A 19,033-nucleotide genomic window follows, 5' to 3' on the forward strand; every position below is an offset into this window, starting at 1 on the left:
TGGTCAAACTGAAATTTATTGCCATATTGCAGCGACTGGGTTTGCTCAGACCTGATGAGGTCTTTTATGTGGGCAGCACCGAGATTTTACCGCCTCCCCTGACAAGCGACGAGGAAGTTTTTTTGCTTTCCCGTTTGCAAAAGGGTGACAAAGCGGTCAAGAGCATTTTTATTGAACGTAATCTGCGGTTGGTGGTATACATAGCGCGCAAATTTGAAAATACCGGCGTAGGAATTGAAGACCTTGTCAGTATCGGTACCATTGGGCTGATTAAAGCAGTTAATACTTTCGATCCAATTAAGCGCATCAAGTTAGCGACCTATGCTTCACGCTGTATTGAAAACGAAATCTTAATGTATCTGCGGCGTAATTCGAAAACACGGGCAGAGGTTTCCTTTGATGAACCGTTAAATATTGATTGGGATGGAAACGAACTGCTTTTATCTGATGTATTAGGGACGGATAACGATATTATTTATAAATCAGTGGAGGAAGAAGTTGATAAAAATTTGCTTTATGCGGCCATGAATAAACTGTCGGGCCGTGAACGGCGTATCATGGAACTGCGGTTTGGTCTTAATGGAGACGGAATGGAGCGTACCCAGAAAGAAGTAGCCGACATGCTCGGCATCTCACAGTCTTACATCTCCCGGCTGGAAAAACGCATTATCAAGCGATTGCGCAAAGAAATCAGCCGCATGGAATAAGATTTAAAGGAAGTGTCTCGTTTAGAGGCAGCTTCCTTTATTTTTTGCCATGAATAAAAGCTCCGACCGATGGCAATAATGCTTTTAGGAATGAAACTTGTGGAAACTTATGGGAGGGTGCTATATGATCGTAAACAAAGTAGAAATTTGCGGTGTAAACACAGCCAAACTCCCGGTGCTTTCCGCCAACAAAATGCGTGAACTGTTTGAAATAATGCAGCAGGGAAATCCTGAAGCTCGCGAGCAGTTGATATATGGAAATCTGCGGCTAGTTTTAAGCGTTATACAGCGTTTCAATAATCGTGGCGAGTATGTAGACGACCTGTTTCAGGTGGGCTGCATTGGTTTAATGAAAGCGATTGATAATTTTGACCTTTCCCAGAATGTTAAGTTTTCTACCTATGCCGTACCGATGATCATTGGCGAAATACGCCGCTACTTGCGGGACAATAATCCCATCCGGGTCAGCCGCTCGATGCGGGATATTGCCTATAAGGCGCTGCAGGTGCGGGATGCGCTTGTCAGTAAATTTTCGCGCGAACCGTCTATCAATGAAATCGCGGACGAGCTAAAGATACCACGGGAAGAGATTATATTTGCCTTGGACGCCATTCAGGAACCTGTTTCCTTGTTTGAGCCAATCTATCACGACGGGGGAGACCCGATTTTCGTCATGGATCAAATCAGTGACGATAAAAACCAGGATATGAACTGGCTGGAGGGCGTTGCCATAAAGGAAGCCCTGCGCAAGCTCAGTGATCGCGAGAAGCACATTCTTACTCTCCGGTTTTTCGAGGGTAAAACGCAAATGGAAGTAGCCGATGAGATTGGCATTTCCCAGGCTCAGGTATCACGTCTGGAAAAGGCTGCATTGGGTCATATGCGTAAATATATTTAGCTTTACTGGAGGAACGGGATGAGGAGAAATTTGCTTCATCAGGTGGTAATTTTATCGGTGTTGTTTTTTATTGTATCAGGTTGGGCGCTGCTTTTTTGGCAGGGACGCGAGAGCGGAACGATGATGACTAGCCGTGGCGAACTAATTCGGTTTCATATCCTGGCTAATAGTGACAGTCCGGCTGATCAGCAGTTAAAGCGCGAAGTTCGGGACGTGGTACTGGCCTATCTGGCGCCCAAACTTGAGCAGGCGGGCAGTGCGGCAGCAGCTCGCCGGATCATTAATGCCGAGCGCGACAATTTGCGGGAAATGGCGAAAAAAGTATTAACCGAACATAATTGCGCTGATGCCGTTGAGGTGCAAATTGGGTGGTTTGACTTTCCGGTCAAAGCCTATGGCGACCTTGTGCTGCCAGCCGGAAAATACGAAGCTGTCCGCCTATTAATCGGAAAGGCGGAGGGGCAAAACTGGTGGTGCGTATTATTCCCGCCTTTATGTTTTATTGATATGGCAAATGCCGCGGCCGTTCCCGCGGTAAAAACTCTTTCCGAAGGAAACGAGAAGATCCAGCTCCGCTGGAAGGTAGCGGAGCTTTGGCAGCGAAAGGATGAAAATTGCGAGTAGCACATTTATCCCTTGTCCTTCATATAATGTAGGGAACAAGCAACTAGGGGGCGGGGATATGCTAAAGACAAGCGACCTGAAGTTAAAAGAGGTTATTAATGTTGGTGACGGCAAAAGACTCGGGACAATTACGGATATAGAAATTGATATCGAAACTGGCAGATTAACGGCGATCGTTGTCCCAGGGCCAGGTAAGTTTTTAAGATTGTTTGGACGAAACGACGATATTGTTATTCCGTGGGAAAAGATACATAAAATAGGTATGGATGTTATCTTAGTAGAGACGGGTACGGTTCCTTCCCTGAAATTAGCCGATAGATAACGTTAGCAAAAAGCGAACAAGCATAAAAAGTGGCTGCCAAGGAAAAGTGGCAGCCACTTTTTTGTATTAACATGCCAAAAAAAATGCCAAAAATTTTCTCGCCTCGAGAGGATTTATACAATATATAGCGTAATTAATAAAAAGAATCTACAAGATATTGTTTTCATAATAACAGGGTTCCGCCTTATTATAACAAGATTCGGCTGGGGTACAAGGGGGAGTGGATGTGCGTTGTCCCTACTGTGGCCATAGTGAAAGCAAAGTAATCGATTCCCGCGCTACCGAAGAAGGGACTTCTATTCGGCGCCGACGTGAGTGTCTTAAGTGTGCTCGTCGGTTTACCACCTATGAAATAGTGGAAGAATTGCCGCTCATGGTAATAAAAAAAGATGGCCGCCGTGAACTATTTGACCGGTCGAAGCTGATTAACGGCTTACTGCGGGCGTGCGAGAAGCGACCGGTGCCGTTTGCAACAGTAGAAGGCTTAGTCAGTCAAATTGAGAAGGATATTCGTAGTAGTACGGAACGGGAAGTACCCACGCAGCGAATTGGCGAAATGGTAATGCAGCATCTCCGGGAAATTGATCAAGTAGCCTATGTCCGTTTCGCCTCCGTATACCGCCAGTTTACCGATCTTAATAACTTTATGGCGGAATTGGAAGCCCTGATGAAAGCAAGTCATGGCAAAAAATGCGAATCTGAATAAAGCGAGGGATTTTGATGTTTAATAAAATTAAAAAGCGTGACGGGCGAGAAGTGCCCTTTGACGAGACGAAAATCACCGAGGCCATATTTAAGGCCGCTAAGGCCGTGGGCGGCGTGGACAAGCAGTTGGCCATGGAACTGACGATTGAGGTTTTGCGGTATTTAAAACAGCGGTATAATGGCAGCATCTTCGGTGTCGAGGACGTCCAGGACGCGGTCGAGAAGGTCCTTATTGAAAAAGGCCATGCTAAAACGGCTAAAGCTTATATCTTGTATCGGGACAAGCGAACCCGCATGCGGGAAGCCAAATCCGAATTGATGGATGCTGTAGCCGAGATTTTAGTGGAGACGAGCCGGGAAAATGCGAATGTTTCTAACTCGCCTTCGGCCAAAATGCTGCAGATAGCCAGCGCCGCCAGTAAAGCCTACTATCTCAACCGGCTTATTCCCGAACATCTGGCGCAAGCGCACATTCGCGGCGATTACCATATTCATGATTTGGATTTTTACGGCAAGACGCTTACTTGCATCCAAATTCCGCTCGGCCGGCTGTTAGCTAATGGTTTTAATAACGGACACGGCTATATTCGGCCCCCAAAACGGCCGTCTTCCGCTACTGCGTTGGCGGCTATTATCCTGCAAAGCTCGCAAAATGACATGCACGGCGGACAGTCGTTCGCTTTTTTTGACCGTGATATGGCTCCTTTTATGGCCAACAGCAGTGAAGACGAAGTTTATCAGGCTATGGAGGCCTTGATTTACAACCTAAACAGCATGCATTCGCGAGCAGGAGCACAAGTTCCTTTTTCCAGCATTAACATAGGTACTGACACTACGCCGGCAGGGCGAATGGTGATAAAAAATTTGCTGTTGGCTTACGAAAAAGGTTTGGGCCGCGGTGAAAACCCCATCTTCCCCAATATTATCTTCCGGGTCAAAGAGGGGGTCAATTTAAACCCCGGCGATCCAAACTATGATTTATTCCGACTGGCCATCCGGGTTGCGGCGCAACGGCTTAATCCTACTTTCAGTTTTATGGATTCTTCATTTAACAAGCCTTATGGCGATCAAGTAGGATATATGGGATGCCGTACCAGAGTAATGGCAAACCGGCGCGGACCGGAAGTAACCGAAGGACGCGGCAATTTAAGCTTCACGACCATTAATCTCCCCCGATTGGCAATTAAAGCCGAACGCAATTTAATGAAGTTTTATCAAAATTTATCGGAAATGCTGGACTTGGCGTGCGAACAGCTTTATCACCGCTATCAAGTGCAGGCGAAATTAAAAGTAAAGGATATGCCGTTTCTGATGGGGCAGGGTCTGTATCTTGACTCGGATAAGCTGTCGCCCGGCGATACGATTGAGGAGGCTATCAAACACGGCACATTGTCCGTTGGTTTTATTGGCCTTGCGGAAACGCTGGTGGCGCTGACAGGTTACCACCATGGGCAGAGCGAGGAGGCCCAGGCGTTGGGCGAAGAAATTGTGGCCTTTATGCGCAATAAAGTGGACAAGGCTGCCGAGCGCTACAACCTTAACTATACGCTTCTGGCTACGCCGGCGGAGGGATTGTCAGGACGCTTTATTAAGATGGACCGGCGGGAATATGGCCTTATTCCCGGGGTAACAGATAAAGAATATTATACAAACTCTTTCCATATTCCGGTGAATTTTTCCATTAGCGCTTATGATAAAATCCGTCTTGAAGGCGTTTACCACAAGTATACAAATGCCGGCCATATCAGTTATGTTGAGTTTAGTGCTCCGCCGGTAAACAACCTTAGCGCCGTTGAAGATATTATTCGCTTTATGCGGGAATGCGACTTTGGGTATGCCGGGATTAATTTCCCTGTGGATTTTTGCGACGGTTGCGGCTATCTTGGCGTAATCAATACCGATGAATGTCCATTCTGCGGGACTTCCGCCATCCGGCGCGTGCGGCGCATTACCGGTTATTTAAGCACGGTTGACCGGTTTAATGATGCCAAATTGTCTGAGCTTAGCCAGCGGGTAGCTCATAGCAGATAAGGGGGGCCAAAATGGAACTTAGGATTGCCGGTATTACGAAAGAAAGCGTGGTTGACGGACCAGGACTAAGGATGGTCATTTTTACCCAAGGCTGTCCTCACCGGTGTGAAGGTTGCCACAATCCTCAAACCCATGACCCCTTAGGCGGGACAAGCACTACTACTGGCGAAATAATTAAAATGATAAATGAAGCTAAATTGATTCGCGGCATTACTTTCTCCGGCGGCGAGCCCTTTATTCAGGCCAAGCCGCTTTGTGAGATCGCCAGAGCGGCGCGGGCCAGGGGTTTAAACATCGTAACATATACCGGCTTTGTGTTCGAAGAACTGCTGTCCATGGGCCTGCGTGTGCCTTCTGTGCGGGAACTATTACGGCTTACTGACATTTTGGTGGACGGTCCTTATCGTGCTGCCGAACGGGATTTGAATCTGGCCTTTCGCGGTTCGCGCAATCAGCGTCTGATAGATGTGCCTAAATCCCTACGTCTGGGTAAAACGGTGTTGTGGGAAGACCCTGCACAAAAGTTGTGGGCTTAAAAATCGTCATATCCTTCTTTCAGCAGCATATAAATATAGAGTCTGTATAAAAATGAAAGAGGGGATGATGAAGTGTCGGCAATTGAACTAATCTTGTTGATGGTAGTTGCCGGGCTTGCGGCCCAGGTCGTAATTTTACAGCGCCATTACGAGGAGAGACTATCCGACCAGGCAATGGTGCTGAACTGTCTCTTTGAGTTGCTGCGCGGTAAAACGCTGCGGCCTGAGCAGCTAGAGGATGTTCGCAACAAAATTTTTAGCAGCTCACAATGACAGTGGGCTGTTTTTCTTATGCCAGCAGGGAAAATATTATGAATATATAGTGTTACAGGAGTGATACCATGTCCTGGCATTTAAAAGAAAAATTACGGCAAACCCTGGCTATGGAACAAAATGCTATGGTGTTTGCTCCCGGTTCACGCCACGGTTTTGCCCTGGTGTACCCAAACACATATCGGGTGGGAATGTCAAACCTTGGTTTTCACATTATTTATGAGCAAATAAATCAACGGGGCGATACTGCCTGCGAGCGTCTCTTTCTGCCTGACAAGAGAACAGCGGAAGAATATATTCGTACCAACACACCGCTTTTGACGCTGGAAACCCAACGCCCCCTGTACGAGTTCCCCCTAATCGGCATCGCTATAACTTTTGAGATGGATTATTTTCATATTCTTGATATATTGGCGTTGGGAAAAGTACCGCTTTTGGCCGGCGAGAGGTCGGAGAAAGACCCACTGGTTGTTATTGGCGGGCCTTGTGCCACTTTTAATCCTGAACCTTTGGCCGACTTTATCGATGCCGCCATTGTTGGCGAAGGCGAGGAAGTTATTCACGAGCTATTGGATGCCTATTACCTTAGCAAACAACAGGGGCTAGCCAGGGAAGAAATTTTGCGCCGCTTTGCCCAAATTGAGGGTATATATGTGCCGCGCTTTTATCAACCCGTTTATGATGTTAATGGCGTTATCCGTGAGTATCGGCGGACAGCGGATGTACCTGGCCGGGTTAGACGTCGCTGGGTAAAGGATTTAACCCGTTATAAGGCACAGACGGTGATCGTGACGCCGGAAACGGAGTTTAAAGGGATGTTTTTGGTAGAAGTGGGGCGCGGCTGCGGCCGTCACTGCCGGTTTTGCATGGCCGGTTACTGTTTTCGCCGGCCGCGCATGCGGCCATTGGCCCAAATTAGTGAGGCGGTAGCAGAGGCCCAGCGCTATGGCCTCAAGGTAGGACTCATGGGCGCAGCCATTTCCGATTATCCCGAAATTGACCGGCTTTGCCAATTGATTTTATCACGAAACATGGCGTTGTCAGTTGCTTCACTGCGGGCTGATTCATTGACCGACACTCTTGTCCGGGCCTTGGCAGCCAGCGGCCATAAAACCATCACGCTTGCCCCTGAGGCAGGAAGTAAACGGATGCGCCGGGTTATCAACAAAGGAATTGATGATCAACACTTGTACGAAGCAATTGATATGGCGACAGGAGCGGGTATTCCCCATGTCCGTTTGTATATCATGGTAGGACTGCCATACGAACAGGATGAGGATGCTGATGCTATCGTAGAAATGGCCCAAAATGTTAAAAAACACATGGAAGGCCGTGGTAGCAAGGGAAAACTGACGCTTAGTATAAATCCGTTCATTCCGAAGCCGTTTACGCCGTTCCAGTGGCTGCCGATGGCGCCGGTGGAAACGGTAGAAGCCAGGCTCAGTCAAATCACAGCGGCGCTTAAAGGCCAAAAAGGTATTGAAATCCTGGTTGAACCCGTCCGCGAAGCATATATTCAGGGCGTCTTGTCGCGCGGCGACCGCCGCTTGGGGGCTGTTCTGCATACCGCCCACCGGTGGGGCGGATCTAAAGCCTGGAAGAAGGCCCTCAAAGAGCACGGGCTGGACGATTCCTTTTACCTCTACCGGGCAAGGTCATTGGATGAGGTGCTGCCATGGCACAACCTTGATATGGGTTTAGAAGTCGGCTATCTGGCCAAAGAGCTGAGCAACGCGCAAGAGGAGCGCTTTACGGCGCCATGCATGCCAGGGTGTATGCGCTGCGGTGTTTGTACATCACCCAAGAAGGAGGGAGTAAAATGAAGGATTTTGTATTATGTCACGCTGCCCATGGCGTTTGGTTTGGTGTTTTTTCCCATTTTGACGCCGTCGGTATCAGGCATGGTTTTTCCACTCGATTCGGCGGCGTTAGTGAACCACCGTTCAACTCACTGAACTTAGGGGTTAAAACGGCAGATCAAAAAGAACGGGTAGTTGCCAACCGAAAAAGATTTTGCGATGCCGTTGGCGTAGCTTTTGCGCACGTTGTTACCGCACAGCAGGTCCACGGTGATCGGATTACTATCGTTGCTGCCGCCGATAGGGGGAGGGGTCATGCAGACTATACCGCTGCTATTGCGGGAACCGATGCACTTATAACCAATGTTCCGGGCGTCCCGTTAATGCTTTTTTTTGCCGATTGTGTACCGGTACTAATTGCCGATCCGATACAAAAGGCCATCGGTGTCAGCCATGCTGGCTGGAAGGGAACGGTGGCGAAGATTGCGCAGAAGACTGTTCTAGCGATGCAGGCCCATTTTGGAACACGGCCTGGCGATTGCCTTGTCGGGATTGGTCCGTCGATTGGTCCCTGCTGCTATGAAGTAGATCGGACAGTAATTGACCCGTTGTCACAAAATTTTAGCGAGTGGCAGAAACTGGTCAGCCCGCGCAGCGCTGACCACTGGCTATTAAACCTGTGGGAGGCTAACCGTGTACAACTCCTGGAAATCGGTGTTTTGCCGGAAAATATCGTGATTAGCGGTATCTGCACCGCCTGCAACACGGCTCTCTTTTATTCGCACCGGGCCGAAAAAGGACAAACGGGGCGAATGGGGGCGCTGATTACTCTCTAAGCATAAACGCAGCCGGATTAGACAAAACGGCTGCTATTTCTTTCGCCTTTTCAATAATTTTTTATGTTAAGGATACACTACAAGAGGAAAATTTTGTTTATGGGCGAATAATGGAATGTGGAGGGGTTTACCATGTCTATTGCCGGTAACCTGGAAACTATTGCGCAAAATATCCGCAGCGCTTTAGCGCGCCGTAGCACGCATATCGCCGAGCAATTACAGCCCGTCACAATTATAGCTGTAACGAAAAATCAGGATATTGCCGCCATGCGGGAAGCTATTGACCATGGCGTTACCATAGTAGGCGAAAACCGCGTCCAGGAAGCGATGACTAAACATAAAAGTCTTGACAGAACCGTTGAGTGGCATCTCATCGGGCACCTGCAGACGAATAAAGTACGGCAGGCAGTATCTTTATTTGACTTAATTCATTCCGTAGACAGCGAGCGACTGGCGCGGGAGATTGACCGGGCGGCGGCAAAAATCGGTAAACGGCAGAACATCCTGCTGCAGGTTAATGTAGCCGGCGAGGAAACGAAATTTGGTGTTTCGCCGCGTGAAGCAATTGTCCTGGCGCGGCTTGTTGCCGGCCTCGAACATGTCCGTCTTTGCGGACTTATGACTATCGCTCCATTCTTTGATGATGCAGAGATGACTCGTCCCGTCTTTCGGGAACTCTATCAAATTTATTGTGAACTCAAGGCGCTAAATTTGCCGGGCAGCGATATCAAATGGTTGTCAATGGGGATGACCAACGATTATACGGTAGCCGTAGAAGAAGGCGCGAACTTAGTACGAATTGGAACAGGAATTTTCGGACCGCGCCAATATCGAGGGGGAGGTACACAAACATGAAATTCATGGAGAAAGTCTGGGGGAGCCTAGGACTGTTCGAACCGGTAGAAATGGAAGAAGAGCGGCCTAGACAGGAGGAGCCGGCAACAAAAAGCAAAAAAGGCGGCAATTTAGTCAGTTTGCCAACGACGACCCAGCAAAAGCAGATTAAGGTCATGGTCGTAGAACCGTTTACCTTTGATGACGCGCAGCACGTTGCCGACCACCTTAAAAACCGTAAACCGGTAGTGGTCAACTTTGAAAATACGGACAAAGAAGTGGCTAAGCGTATGGTTGATTTCATCAGCGGCACTACTTACGCTTTAGGCGGCGTGATTCAAAAAATCGGTCACAACATTTTCCTGTGCGCCCCAAATAATGTAGACGTTAGCTATACTCCGCGCGAGGAAGGGGCCGATAAAGCTTTTCTTCCCTGGAACAAGTAACCGTCAATATTAGAAGGAGGTTCTATGTTACACCAGAAACAGCTGGCTTTTATCGGTGGCGGCGCCATTGCTGAAGCGCTGCTGAAAGGCTTATTGACAGCCAAGCTGGTAGAGCCGCAACAAATAATGGTGTGCGATGTGGCGCAATCCCGCCTCGAATATATAAAGCGCACCTATAATGTTATTACTACAGTTAACGGGTGTGATGCGGCGGGACAAGCCGATATCGTTTTTTTGACCGTCAAACCGCAAGTGATTGACGATGTATTAGTGACGATCGCCCCTGTTATGACACCGGCCAAAGTCGTAATTTCGGTAGCGGCAGGGATTACCCTTGACCGGCTTCAGGCAAAACTAGGTAAGACGCCAATCATTCGTGTTATGCCAAACACCCCTGTGGCGGTGGGCGCAGGCGTATCAGCGTTTGCTCTCGGCCAAAACGCCAGGCCGGAACACGGGGAACTGGCTTCGCTCATTTTTGGCGCAGTGGGTAAAACAGTAGCCGTGGATGAAAAGGCGATGGATGCGGTGACAGGCCTGTCCGGGAGCGGTCCCGCTTATACATTTTTATTCATTGAAGCATTGGCTGATGCCGGTGTGCGCGTTGGTCTTTCCCGGCAGACAGCGTTGCTTTTGGCGGCCCAAACAATACTTGGTGCAGCCAAAATGGTCGTCGAAACGGGTGAGCATCCTGCAAAGTTGCGCGATGCGGTGACCTCACCGGCAGGGACGACGATTGCCGGACTCCATGTTTTGGAGCAAAAAGGCATGCGGGGGGCGGTTATCGACGCCGTTGTCGCGGCGACTGAGCGTTCCCGTGAAATGGGGCAAATTCATGACAAGTGAACGGGAAAAAATTCTCCGTTATTACCGGGCAAGTGGCGAGGGGGAACTTGCTGCCCGTTTGCTTGATTATGCCGAAACGGTGCTGCGTACCCGTAAATACCGAGCCAGTCATTTTTTGGATCCTTTTGGATTTAGTGTTGCCGAAACGATAGCTGCCCACTTTGCGCCGCTTCGGCTTGAGAGCAGCGGCGGCTATGAGGGAGCCGAACGGGTAAAAGCCGTTTTTGTTCATGAAGATTTTTTAGGTTCTATTGATTTTGCTATTGCCGCGGTGGGTATTGCCTGGGATGCCCGGTATTATGAGCTTTCCCATCGTGATATGCTCGGCGCTCTTATGGGCCTAGGGATCGACCGTGATGTAGTGGGCGACATAATTATGACCGGTAGTGGCGCACAGGTTGTTGTTGATACGGCAATGGCCGGTTTTATTGAAACCAATTTAACGAAAGTCGGTGCCGCGCCTGTGGCAGTTAAGATTATACCGCTGAGCGATATTGCGCCGCGTATCGAGAAAGTCAAAGAGATTCGGGCAACCGTGCCTTCCTTGCGTTTAGACGTTGTTGCCGCGGCGGGTTTTGGCCTGTCGCGAACGAAGATGGCTGCAGAGATAGCGGCTGATAAGGTAAAAGTGAATTGGCAGGAAGCCAAGAACGCCGCTCAGGCCGTAAAACCGGGGGACATTATTTCAATGCGCGGCCGGGGCCGGGTAGAGATTTGCGAGATATTGGGACAAACAAAGAAAGGCCGCATTAGTATTTTTCTAAAACGATTTTTGTAAATTGTGTGGAGGTGTCAACATGCTAACTCCCTTGGACATACATAACAAGGAGTTCAAACGGAGTTTTCGCGGTTACAACGAAGAAGAAGTGGACGAGTTTCTTGACCGTGTCATAAAGGATTACGAAAAACTGTACCGCGAAAATATTGAGCTCAAAGAGACGCTGGAACGGGTTAACAGCAAACTTGAGCATTATCAGCACATGGAAAACACCCTGCACAATACTCTGGTAATTGCCCAGGAGACGGCGGAAGAAGTCAAGCTCAACGCCAAGAAGGAAACAGAGCTGATGAAGAAGGAAGCCGAGATTAGGGCGCAAAAACTGGTAGAAGAGGCAATGGCCAAGGTACGGCGGTTAAACAGTGAGTATGAGGAACTGAAAAAACAGATTCAAGTTTACCGGACTCGTATGAATAGTTTGCTGCAGGCGCAAATGGAACTATTAAAATCGAGCGAAGAGGATGAAGGATAGGATTGGACTGGCAGGGTTTGGACTTTAAAGTTGCGCCGGACGGCATATCTTTCAAAATAAAGGTACAGCCGCGAGCCAGCCGTAATGCCGTGATAGGCCTTGCCGGCGACAGTTTGAAAGTTTGCGTTGCTTCACCGCCGGTGGAAGGGGAAGCCAATCAAGCCTGTTTGGCTTTTTTTGCCGCCTTGTTTGGCGTTGCCAAGACCAGAATTGTTTTAGTTAGCGGGCAAAAGAGTCGCAGCAAGGTGATCAAGATTATGGGCATTGACATGGAGCAGTTTAAGACGGTATTAGACATGCTGTAAATGGCGACTTTTGTACAATTTGACTCTTTGTCGAGTTGTCTGTATAATATTGCTATCATAATATTGCTATCAACATTACTGTTACGGCAATGATGGAGAGAGTAACTTTAAGACCGTTCCCAGCGAGCCGGGGAGGGTGTGAGCCCGGTGAACGCTCTTTTAGTGAAAATCACTCCTGAGCTGCGGACCGAACCATACTGTAGGCTCCGCCGTGTGACGAGCGTTATTTCGTCAGTGAGCGGCTGCCCAATCGGGTGGTCATTAGGGTGGTACCACGGGAATTCGACCTCTCGTCCCTTGCGGGATGGGAGGTTTAATTTTTTCGGAGGTGTTATTGTTGGACTACAGTAAAACACTGAATTTGCCGCAAACGGACTTTCCCATGCGCGCGAATTTGCCAGAACGGGAACCACAATTTTTGGAATACTGGACAAAAAACAGGATTTATGAAAAGAAAATCAGTAAAGCTAAAGGAAAACCTAAGTTTGTGCTTCATGACGGGCCACCTTATGCTAACGGGAACATCCATATTGGCACGGCTCTTAACAAAATTCTCAAGGACATAATTGTCAAGTATAAATCGCTGCGGGGCTATGACGCTCCCTATGTTCCCGGGTGGGATACGCATGGTTTGCCAATTGAGCACGCGGCGATTAAAATATTAGGTCTAAACCGCCACGAACTCAACCCGTTGGACTTGCGCCGGCAGTGCAAAGAATATGCTCTCAAATGTCTGGATATGCAGCGGGAAGATTTTAAACGCCTTGGTGTCAGCGGCGACTGGGATAATCCTTATATTACGCTTACTCCCGAATATGAGGCCAAACAGATTGAAGTTTTTGGCGAGATGGCCAAAAAAGGGTATATCTATAAAGGGTTAAAATCGGTATATTGGTGTACGTCCTGTGAAACGGCGTTGGCCGAAGCGGAAATTGAATACGCGGAGAAAAAGTCACATGCCATTTACGTCAAATTTCCGCTCATCGACGATAAAGGAAGCTTGCCGGTCGGAATTAAGCATGAAGGCGTCTATGCCGTCATCTGGACTACCACGCCCTGGACAATCCCGGCAAACGTGGCTATTGCCGTAAACCCTGAATTCGAATATGCATGGGTACAGGTAAATAACGAGATTTACCTGCTTGCATCAGGGCTCATCGACGCGGTCGTAAAGGCCAACGGTCTTGGCGACTATACGATATTGGCGACCGTAAAAGGTGAAGCGCTGGAAGGCATGGTGTTTGGCCATCCGTTTTTAGACCGTGAATCTGTTGTCGTGCTTGGTGATCATGTCACGCTTGAACAAGGTACTGGATGTGTTCACACTGCTCCTGGTCATGGTCAGGAAGACTTCGAGATTGGCATGAAATACAATTTACCGGTTATTAACCCTGTCGACCATAGCGGCCGCTTTACGGCTGAAGGCGGCAAGTTTGCGGGAATGCTGGTTCATGATGCCAACGTACCTATCATAAAAGAACTTGCAGAGCGTAATATGCTTTTGGGAAAAGGAACAATCCGTCACCAGTATGCCCATTGCTGGCGCTGCAAAAATCCAATTATTTACCGAGCGACCGAGCAGTGGTTTGCTTCGGTCGAGGGTTTTCGGCAAATGGCGCTTGAAGCAATAAAAGAAGTAGAGTGGGTTCCGTCTTGGGGCGAAGAACGCATCCATAATATGGTCGCTGACCGTCAGGACTGGTGTATTTCCCGCCAGCGCGTATGGGGTGTTCCTATCCCAATCTTTTACTGCAACCAGTGCAATGAACATATTGTTAATGACACCACTATCAGCGTTGTTGCTGAACTGTTCCGCCGGGAGGGCTCTGACGCATGGTGGGCTAAATCGGCGGCGGAAATTCTGCCGCAAGGCTTTGCCTGCCCACACTGCGGTCATGGTACCTTCCGCAAGGAAACAGATATTATGGATGTTTGGTTTGACAGTGGTTCCAGTCATGCCGCAGTCCTTGAGGAGCGGCCCGAACTCCACTGGCCGGCTGATATGTATCTTGAAGGCAGTGACCAGCACCGGGGCTGGTTCCAGTCGTCACTGCTCACAGCAGTGGCCAGTCGGGGCCGAGCCCCCTACAAGACGGTTTTGACGCATGGCTTTGTCGTTGATGGCGAAGGCCGAAAAATGTCCAAGTCTATTGGTAACGTCATTTATCCCCAGGAGGTTATTAAACAGTACGGCGCCGATATTCTGCGCCTCTGGGTTGCTTCTGCTGATTACAAGGCCGACATTCGAATTTCCAATGATATCTTAAAGCAGATGGCGGAAGTCTACCGTAAAATCCGCAATACTTTCCGTTATCTTATCGGCAATTTAGCAGATTTTGACCCCGATAGGGACTGTGTGGGGTATGATCAGTTGACAGAGCTTGATCGCTGGGCACTGCTACGGCTGGAGAGAGTACGGGAACGAGTTACCAAAGCCTATGACGAATATGAATTTCACCTGTTGTATCACACAGTTCATAATTTTTGTGCTGTCGATTTAAGTGCTATTTATCTTGACATTCTCAAAGACCGCCTGTACACAGCCGTTCCTCATGCGATTGAGCGGCGTGCTGCTCAAACGGCGATGTATGAAATTTTGCAGACACTGGTCGTGATGCTAGCGCCTATCCTAACGTTTACCGCAGAGGAAGTATGGCAATACATGCCTAAACGAGCAGGAATGCCGGAAAGCGTTCACTTGGCAGAATGGCCAGCTGCCCGGCCGGATTATCTTGACGCCAGGCTTGAAGCCAAATGGGATAGAATTCTTGAGATCAGAAGCGAAATTACCAAGGCCTTGGAGAATGCCCGCCGGAGCAAGGTTATCGGCCATTCCCTTGATGCGGCAGTAGATATTTACGCTGGCGGCAAAGAGTTAGCAACCCTTAAAGAAGTAGTCGATTTGGCAGCTGTCTTGATTGTTTCTCGCGTAAATCTGATTGCGGGAGTGGAAAACGCGCCACCTGAAGCATTCCGTTCGGCAGATATGGAACTTGCTATCGTGGTTGCTCCCGCGCAGGGCGATAAATGCGAACGCTGCTGGATTTACAGTGAAACCGTGGGGCAAGATGCCGAATACGCGACCTTATGTCAGCGCTGCGCCGATGTTATGCGGCAGCTCCCAAAATAAAGTAATCGTGTACCGGGCTTGGCCCGGTTTTTTTTTGTTGCCGGGGGGATACTAGTCTTTGTGGAGGACGACGGTCGATGGAAAGAAAAACAAATGACGCGGAATTCATGCAACTGCAGCTGGAGAAACTGGTACGTCACCTGGAGGCATTGCGGATCGCTGACTATATTGAATTACTCCAGAAACCGGCAAGACTAATTTTTCTCAATTTTGTGGCCGGCATTGCCCGTGGCCTGGGGATTGCTATCGGCGCAACAATTATTTTTGCTATGATGCTTGAATTATTACGGCGGCTGATTTTGCTCAATATCCCTGGAATTGGCAATTTTGTCGCGGAAGTTGTCCGTATAGTTGAAATGAAAAATGGCAAATTTTAAATAAAATTTCCACAGCAAGATCAGCGAGGAGGTAAGCATTGTGACCAAAGATGTTTTTGACTGTATGCGAGAGAGCCGCAGTGTACGCAGTTTTAAACCCGACCCCATTCCGGAGCCTACTCTCACCCGGATTCTTGAAGCGGCTTGTTGGGCCCCCAGTGCCGGCAACCTTCAACCATGGTACTTTTTTGCTGTAAAAAATAGCAAGGCAAAGCAGCAATTGGCGCAAGCCTGTTTTGAACAGCGGTATGTGGCCGAAGCACCGGTAGTTGTTGTTATTTTGGCCGATCCTGCCCGTTCAAGCGAACGCTATGGCGAACGGGGAGCACAACTCTACTGCTTGCAAGATACAGCTGCCGCGGCGCAAAATATGCTGTTAGCCGCTAACGCCCTCGGGTTAGGTGCGTGTTGGGTAGGGGCGTTCGATGAAGTGAAAGTGCAGCAGATTGTGGAAGCGCCGCCAAGACTGAGAGCAGTGGCCATTATTTGTTTGGGATATAGCATTGAGCAGACGCCTGGCATAAAAGAACGATTAAGGGTGGCAGAAGTAGCAAAGATTATTGACTAGGGAGGGGTTGGCTTGGATCAGAAGGATCGAAAACCCTTGGTGCAGTGGCTGGAAAAGGAAAAAGCGCGTTTGCTCAGCCAGATTTCCCGGTTGGAAGAGAGCGGAATCGGCGATACCATGTCCGATTCTATCGGTGAATTATCGGTTTATGATAATCATCCGGCCGATATCGGTGACGAATTATTCGAGCGCAGTAAGGATTTAGCGCTCCGTGACAATGCCCATCTCCTCTTAGAGCAGGTCGAACATGCTTTAGAGAAGGTTGCGGCAGGAAATTACGGCATATGCGATAACTGCGGGCGCGAAATTGGCATTGAGCGGCTTCAAGCCATTCCTTATGCAGCAAGGTGCATTGTTTGCGAAAAAAAATACGGGGACAAAGATGTTGCTTCTCCCCGGCCACTGGAAGAGGATGTGCTCCAGCCTCCTTTTCATCGTACTTTCCTGGATATGGCGAAATTTAATTTTGTTGGGTTTGATGGCGAAGATGCTCTTCAGGCTGTCCTGCGGTACGGCAGTTCTGATTCGCCGCAAGATATCCCTGGGTCTTACGATTATAAAGCTCTGTTTCCCAATTGTAATGAACATCACGGTATTGTAGAACGGACGGATGCCATACCGTATGAATTTTATCATACCAAACCTATTGCCCCAAAAGGGCAGAAAGACCAGGAAGACCCAGCCGAGCAGCGCTGACACGCTCGGTTTTTTTATTATTTTGCCAGGCAGGATTTTGGCAAATTTACGTATAATGTATCAGTGGTCATTTATAGGGTTTGTTTAGCAGGCAAAGGATTGCTGTAGTAGGGAGGTGATTGACATCGCTGATTCGGGATTCACAAAGATGCCTTTAATTAAAATTGGCGTATTAGGATCGGCTATTGTCGCCTACTACTATATGCCTGGGTTGCAAGAGTTCATTGATGCCGGAATATTCTACCTGCGCTGTCGGGATTTTGAGGGATTGCGACAGTTTATCCTTTCTTATGGCATGTGGGCGCCGCTTACAACAATTGCGTTGATGACTATCCAGTCCATGCTGCCGCTAGTTCCCGGTCTGGCGATTACGATCACTAACGCCTGGATTTTCGGGTGGCAATATGGCGCTTTATATTCTTGGATTGGCGCTTTATTAGGCGCCACTTTGGACTTCGGCATTGCCCGCTGGTATGGGCGTCCTGTGGTGGAGCGGTTTGTTAAACCCCAATATCTTGACCTTATGGATACTTTTTTCAAGAAGCATGGTGTACTTGCGGTTTTTATTACCCGTCTGACACCGGTTGTTCCGTTTAAAGTTGTTAGTTACGGCACAGGACTTACGGCAATATCGCTGTGGCATTTTATTGTTGCCACCGGTATTGGTCAGATCCCTGCTATTGTGCTTTATTCAATTCTCGGACAGAATTTAACGCGTAGTCTTCGCGCAACAGTTGCCGTTACTTCTCTTCTCATTTTGGTTGGGGTGATCATTTATTACTACCGTGAGCAAATTGAAAGATATTTTTTTACAGACAAAGAATAGCAGTATTTAAGGCATAAGAATATGGCAAAGCTGTAATATTAATATTAACTGTTCGAAGTGATTTTCGTCACTGTAGTTACCCCGCGTATATGTTATAATTAGGTTAGCAATATATGGGAGGTGAAAAGGCAATGTATAAAATCAGCAGTGAATGTATTAAATGCGGTGCTTGCGCATCTGTTTGCCCGGTTGGCGCCATCTCGGAAGGCGACACGCAATACGTTATTGGTGAAAAATGTATTGATTGCGGTTCTTGCGCAGCAGTTTGTCCGGTAGGAGCTATCAGCCCCGGGGAGTAAAAATAAAAATGTCCAGGAAGCAGCATCCTGGGCATTTTTATTTTTATGGGTAATTTTGGGTTGTATGTTGTAAAAAGTAACTGACCGTGGTATAATAACTCTAGTATGTTAAATTCTGTCTAAAGAGTGGGTGTATTGCCCACTCTTTCATCTTACTCCGCAAACTCAGCTCTGCCAAATAAAGGGTATAAAGGCTTGTACTGTTAGGCAACACTAACAGTAATGACAATTACGGAGGTAATATTTCAATGTCCAGGCAACAGGTGGAAAAACTGGTGGAACGGCTTGTTCAAGATATTATCACTGATACAAATATGGAATTGGTTGATGTGGAATATGTGAAGGAGAGAAACTGGTATTTGCGCGTCTTTCTGGACAAACCCGGCGGTATCGAGGTTGAGGACTGTCAATGGGTTAGTGAACAGTTAGAAGTTAAACTGGACGAGTTGGATCCAATTAAAGAAAGTTATTATCTAGAAGTTTCGTCGCCCGGTCTCGACCGACCATTGAAAAAAGACCGCGACTTCATCCGGCATATTGGCGAAAAAGTGGAGGTTCATACTTTTGCACCATTAAACGGCAGTAAACTAGTAGTAGGGACTCTAACGGGCATATCGGAAACGGATATTCACTTGGATGTGAACGGTACAGCTCTTAGTGTGCCGCGGGACAAAACAGCTCAGGTAAAACTGTACCTTGAATTTTAGTCCAGGAAGAAAATTGAA

Annotated in this window: 23 protein-coding genes and 1 other annotated feature; all 23 genes read left to right on the forward strand. The window is 48.2% G+C overall.

The features are described 5' to 3' along the window. The coding region (sigE, locus tag TCARDRAFT_RS10125; protein ID WP_007289896.1) for an RNA polymerase sporulation sigma factor SigE at positions 1–707 on the forward strand (707 nt) is incomplete at its 5' end. Between the two features lie 124 nt (positions 708–831). Further along, the gene (gene sigG, locus TCARDRAFT_RS10130) at positions 832–1,605 is read left to right on the forward strand and encodes an RNA polymerase sporulation sigma factor SigG (RefSeq protein WP_007289897.1); all 774 of its coding nucleotides are present in this window, start codon (positions 832–834) and stop codon (positions 1,603–1,605) included. Positions 1,606–1,623: 18 nt separating this feature from the next. Beyond that, complete coding sequence (spoIIR, locus tag TCARDRAFT_RS10135; RefSeq protein WP_007289898.1) at positions 1,624–2,229, forward strand: stage II sporulation protein R; 606 nt, start codon at positions 1,624–1,626, stop codon at positions 2,227–2,229. Positions 2,230–2,287: 58 nt separating this feature from the next. Then, positions 2,288–2,551 (forward strand): YlmC/YmxH family sporulation protein, encoded by a 264-nt coding sequence (locus TCARDRAFT_RS10140; protein ID WP_007289899.1) that lies wholly within the window; start codon positions 2,288–2,290, stop codon positions 2,549–2,551. Between the two features lie 226 nt (positions 2,552–2,777). After that, the gene (nrdR, locus tag TCARDRAFT_RS10145) at positions 2,778–3,257 is read left to right on the forward strand and encodes a transcriptional regulator NrdR (RefSeq protein WP_007289900.1); all 480 of its coding nucleotides are present in this window, start codon (positions 2,778–2,780) and stop codon (positions 3,255–3,257) included. 14 nt (positions 3,258–3,271) lie between these two features. Beyond that, positions 3,272–5,287: an anaerobic ribonucleoside-triphosphate reductase gene (gene nrdD / locus TCARDRAFT_RS10150; RefSeq protein WP_007289901.1), complete on the forward strand. Its 2,016-nt coding sequence runs from the start codon at positions 3,272–3,274 to the stop codon at positions 5,285–5,287. 11 nt (positions 5,288–5,298) lie between these two features. Continuing rightward, positions 5,299–5,823, forward strand: a complete 525-nt coding sequence (gene nrdG / locus TCARDRAFT_RS10155; protein WP_007289902.1) for an anaerobic ribonucleoside-triphosphate reductase activating protein — start codon at positions 5,299–5,301, stop codon at positions 5,821–5,823. A 72-nt stretch (positions 5,824–5,895) separates the two neighbouring features. Continuing rightward, on the forward strand, positions 5,896–6,096 hold the full coding sequence (locus TCARDRAFT_RS10160; protein WP_040683319.1) for a hypothetical protein: 201 nt from the start codon (positions 5,896–5,898) through the stop codon (positions 6,094–6,096). A gap of 68 nt (positions 6,097–6,164) precedes the next feature. Further along, a complete protein-coding gene (locus TCARDRAFT_RS10165) occupies positions 6,165–7,919 on the forward strand; it encodes a TIGR03960 family B12-binding radical SAM protein (RefSeq protein ID WP_007289903.1) in 1,755 nt (584 codons plus the stop codon). Next, positions 7,916–8,731, forward strand: coding sequence for a peptidoglycan editing factor PgeF (pgeF, locus tag TCARDRAFT_RS10170; protein ID WP_007289904.1), 816 nt, complete (start codon positions 7,916–7,918; stop codon positions 8,729–8,731). The genes TCARDRAFT_RS10165 and pgeF overlap by 4 nt, the downstream gene beginning before the upstream one ends. A 132-nt stretch (positions 8,732–8,863) precedes the next feature. Further along, entirely contained in the window at positions 8,864–9,586 is a 723-nt protein-coding gene (locus TCARDRAFT_RS10175; protein ID WP_007289905.1) for a YggS family pyridoxal phosphate-dependent enzyme, read from the forward strand. Beyond that, positions 9,583–10,011, forward strand: a complete 429-nt coding sequence (locus tag TCARDRAFT_RS10180) for a cell division protein SepF (RefSeq protein WP_007289906.1) — start codon at positions 9,583–9,585, stop codon at positions 10,009–10,011. Before TCARDRAFT_RS10175 ends, TCARDRAFT_RS10180 begins: the two co-directional genes overlap by 4 nt. Positions 10,012–10,035: 24 nt before the next feature. Next, positions 10,036–10,857 (forward strand): pyrroline-5-carboxylate reductase, encoded by an 822-nt coding sequence (proC, locus tag TCARDRAFT_RS10185; protein WP_007289907.1) that lies wholly within the window; start codon positions 10,036–10,038, stop codon positions 10,855–10,857. After that, complete coding sequence (locus tag TCARDRAFT_RS10190) at positions 10,847–11,635, forward strand: YlmH family RNA-binding protein (protein WP_007289908.1); 789 nt, start codon at positions 10,847–10,849, stop codon at positions 11,633–11,635. Before proC ends, TCARDRAFT_RS10190 begins: the two co-directional genes overlap by 11 nt. A 19-nt stretch (positions 11,636–11,654) precedes the next feature. After that, a complete protein-coding gene (locus tag TCARDRAFT_RS10195; RefSeq protein ID WP_007289909.1) occupies positions 11,655–12,107 on the forward strand; it encodes a DivIVA domain-containing protein in 453 nt (150 codons plus the stop codon). Positions 12,108–12,109: 2 nt separating this feature from the next. Continuing rightward, the gene (locus TCARDRAFT_RS10200; RefSeq protein ID WP_007289910.1) at positions 12,110–12,412 is read left to right on the forward strand and encodes a DUF167 domain-containing protein; all 303 of its coding nucleotides are present in this window, start codon (positions 12,110–12,112) and stop codon (positions 12,410–12,412) included. An 80-nt stretch (positions 12,413–12,492) separates the two neighbouring features. Beyond that, positions 12,493–12,713 (forward strand) — a binding site (T-box leader). 27 nt (positions 12,714–12,740) lie between these two features. Then, positions 12,741–15,542: an isoleucine--tRNA ligase gene (gene ileS, locus TCARDRAFT_RS10205; protein WP_269635012.1), complete on the forward strand. Its 2,802-nt coding sequence runs from the start codon at positions 12,741–12,743 to the stop codon at positions 15,540–15,542. Positions 15,543–15,619: 77 nt separating this feature from the next. Beyond that, positions 15,620–15,919: a DUF5665 domain-containing protein gene (locus TCARDRAFT_RS10210; RefSeq protein WP_007289912.1), complete on the forward strand. Its 300-nt coding sequence runs from the start codon at positions 15,620–15,622 to the stop codon at positions 15,917–15,919. A gap of 40 nt (positions 15,920–15,959) precedes the next feature. Then, entirely contained in the window at positions 15,960–16,487 is a 528-nt protein-coding gene (locus TCARDRAFT_RS10215; protein WP_007289913.1) for a nitroreductase family protein, read from the forward strand. Between the two features lie 12 nt (positions 16,488–16,499). Further along, positions 16,500–17,183 carry a TraR/DksA C4-type zinc finger protein gene (locus TCARDRAFT_RS10220; RefSeq protein WP_007289914.1) on the forward strand — a complete coding sequence of 228 codons (684 nt, stop codon included), beginning with the start codon at positions 16,500–16,502 and terminating at the stop codon, positions 17,181–17,183. A gap of 148 nt (positions 17,184–17,331) precedes the next feature. Further along, on the forward strand, positions 17,332–18,009 hold the full coding sequence (locus TCARDRAFT_RS10225; RefSeq protein ID WP_007289915.1) for a TVP38/TMEM64 family protein: 678 nt from the start codon (positions 17,332–17,334) through the stop codon (positions 18,007–18,009). 131 nt (positions 18,010–18,140) lie between these two features. Continuing rightward, positions 18,141–18,308 (forward strand): DUF362 domain-containing protein, encoded by a 168-nt coding sequence (locus TCARDRAFT_RS15040; RefSeq protein ID WP_071934027.1) that lies wholly within the window; start codon positions 18,141–18,143, stop codon positions 18,306–18,308. A 248-nt stretch (positions 18,309–18,556) separates the two neighbouring features. Continuing rightward, a complete protein-coding gene (locus TCARDRAFT_RS10230; protein WP_007289916.1) occupies positions 18,557–19,015 on the forward strand; it encodes a ribosome maturation factor RimP in 459 nt (152 codons plus the stop codon). The last annotated feature ends 18 nt before the right edge of the window (positions 19,016–19,033 follow it).

This window comes from Thermosinus carboxydivorans Nor1 (genome assembly GCF_000169155.1).
In the GTDB taxonomy this organism is placed as follows: Bacteria; Bacillota; Negativicutes; order Sporomusales; family Thermosinaceae; genus Thermosinus; species Thermosinus carboxydivorans.

Coding starts and splice junctions, on each gene's coding strand:
- TCARDRAFT_RS10225 (WP_007289915.1), top strand. CDS start 17,332: ATGCCTTTAATTAAAATTGGCGTATTAGGATCGGCTATTGTCGCCTAC.
- nrdG (WP_007289902.1), top strand. CDS start 5,299: ATGGAACTTAGGATTGCCGGTATTACGAAAGAAAGCGTGGTTGACGGA.
- TCARDRAFT_RS10175 (WP_007289905.1), top strand. CDS start 8,864: ATGTCTATTGCCGGTAACCTGGAAACTATTGCGCAAAATATCCGCAGC.
- nrdD (WP_007289901.1), top strand. CDS start 3,272: ATGTTTAATAAAATTAAAAAGCGTGACGGGCGAGAAGTGCCCTTTGAC.
- sigG (WP_007289897.1), top strand. CDS start 832: ATGATCGTAAACAAAGTAGAAATTTGCGGTGTAAACACAGCCAAACTC.
- proC (WP_007289907.1), top strand. CDS start 10,036: ATGTTACACCAGAAACAGCTGGCTTTTATCGGTGGCGGCGCCATTGCT.
- pgeF (WP_007289904.1), top strand. CDS start 7,916: ATGAAGGATTTTGTATTATGTCACGCTGCCCATGGCGTTTGGTTTGGT.
- TCARDRAFT_RS10230 (WP_007289916.1), top strand. CDS start 18,557: ATGTCCAGGCAACAGGTGGAAAAACTGGTGGAACGGCTTGTTCAAGAT.
- TCARDRAFT_RS15040 (WP_071934027.1), top strand. CDS start 18,141: ATGTATAAAATCAGCAGTGAATGTATTAAATGCGGTGCTTGCGCATCT.
- TCARDRAFT_RS10190 (WP_007289908.1), top strand. CDS start 10,847: ATGACAAGTGAACGGGAAAAAATTCTCCGTTATTACCGGGCAAGTGGC.
- TCARDRAFT_RS10195 (WP_007289909.1), top strand. CDS start 11,655: ATGCTAACTCCCTTGGACATACATAACAAGGAGTTCAAACGGAGTTTT.
- TCARDRAFT_RS10180 (WP_007289906.1), top strand. CDS start 9,583: ATGAAATTCATGGAGAAAGTCTGGGGGAGCCTAGGACTGTTCGAACCG.
- spoIIR (WP_007289898.1), top strand. CDS start 1,624: ATGAGGAGAAATTTGCTTCATCAGGTGGTAATTTTATCGGTGTTGTTT.
- TCARDRAFT_RS10140 (WP_007289899.1), top strand. CDS start 2,288: ATGCTAAAGACAAGCGACCTGAAGTTAAAAGAGGTTATTAATGTTGGT.
- TCARDRAFT_RS10165 (WP_007289903.1), top strand. CDS start 6,165: ATGTCCTGGCATTTAAAAGAAAAATTACGGCAAACCCTGGCTATGGAA.
- TCARDRAFT_RS10210 (WP_007289912.1), top strand. CDS start 15,620: ATGGAAAGAAAAACAAATGACGCGGAATTCATGCAACTGCAGCTGGAG.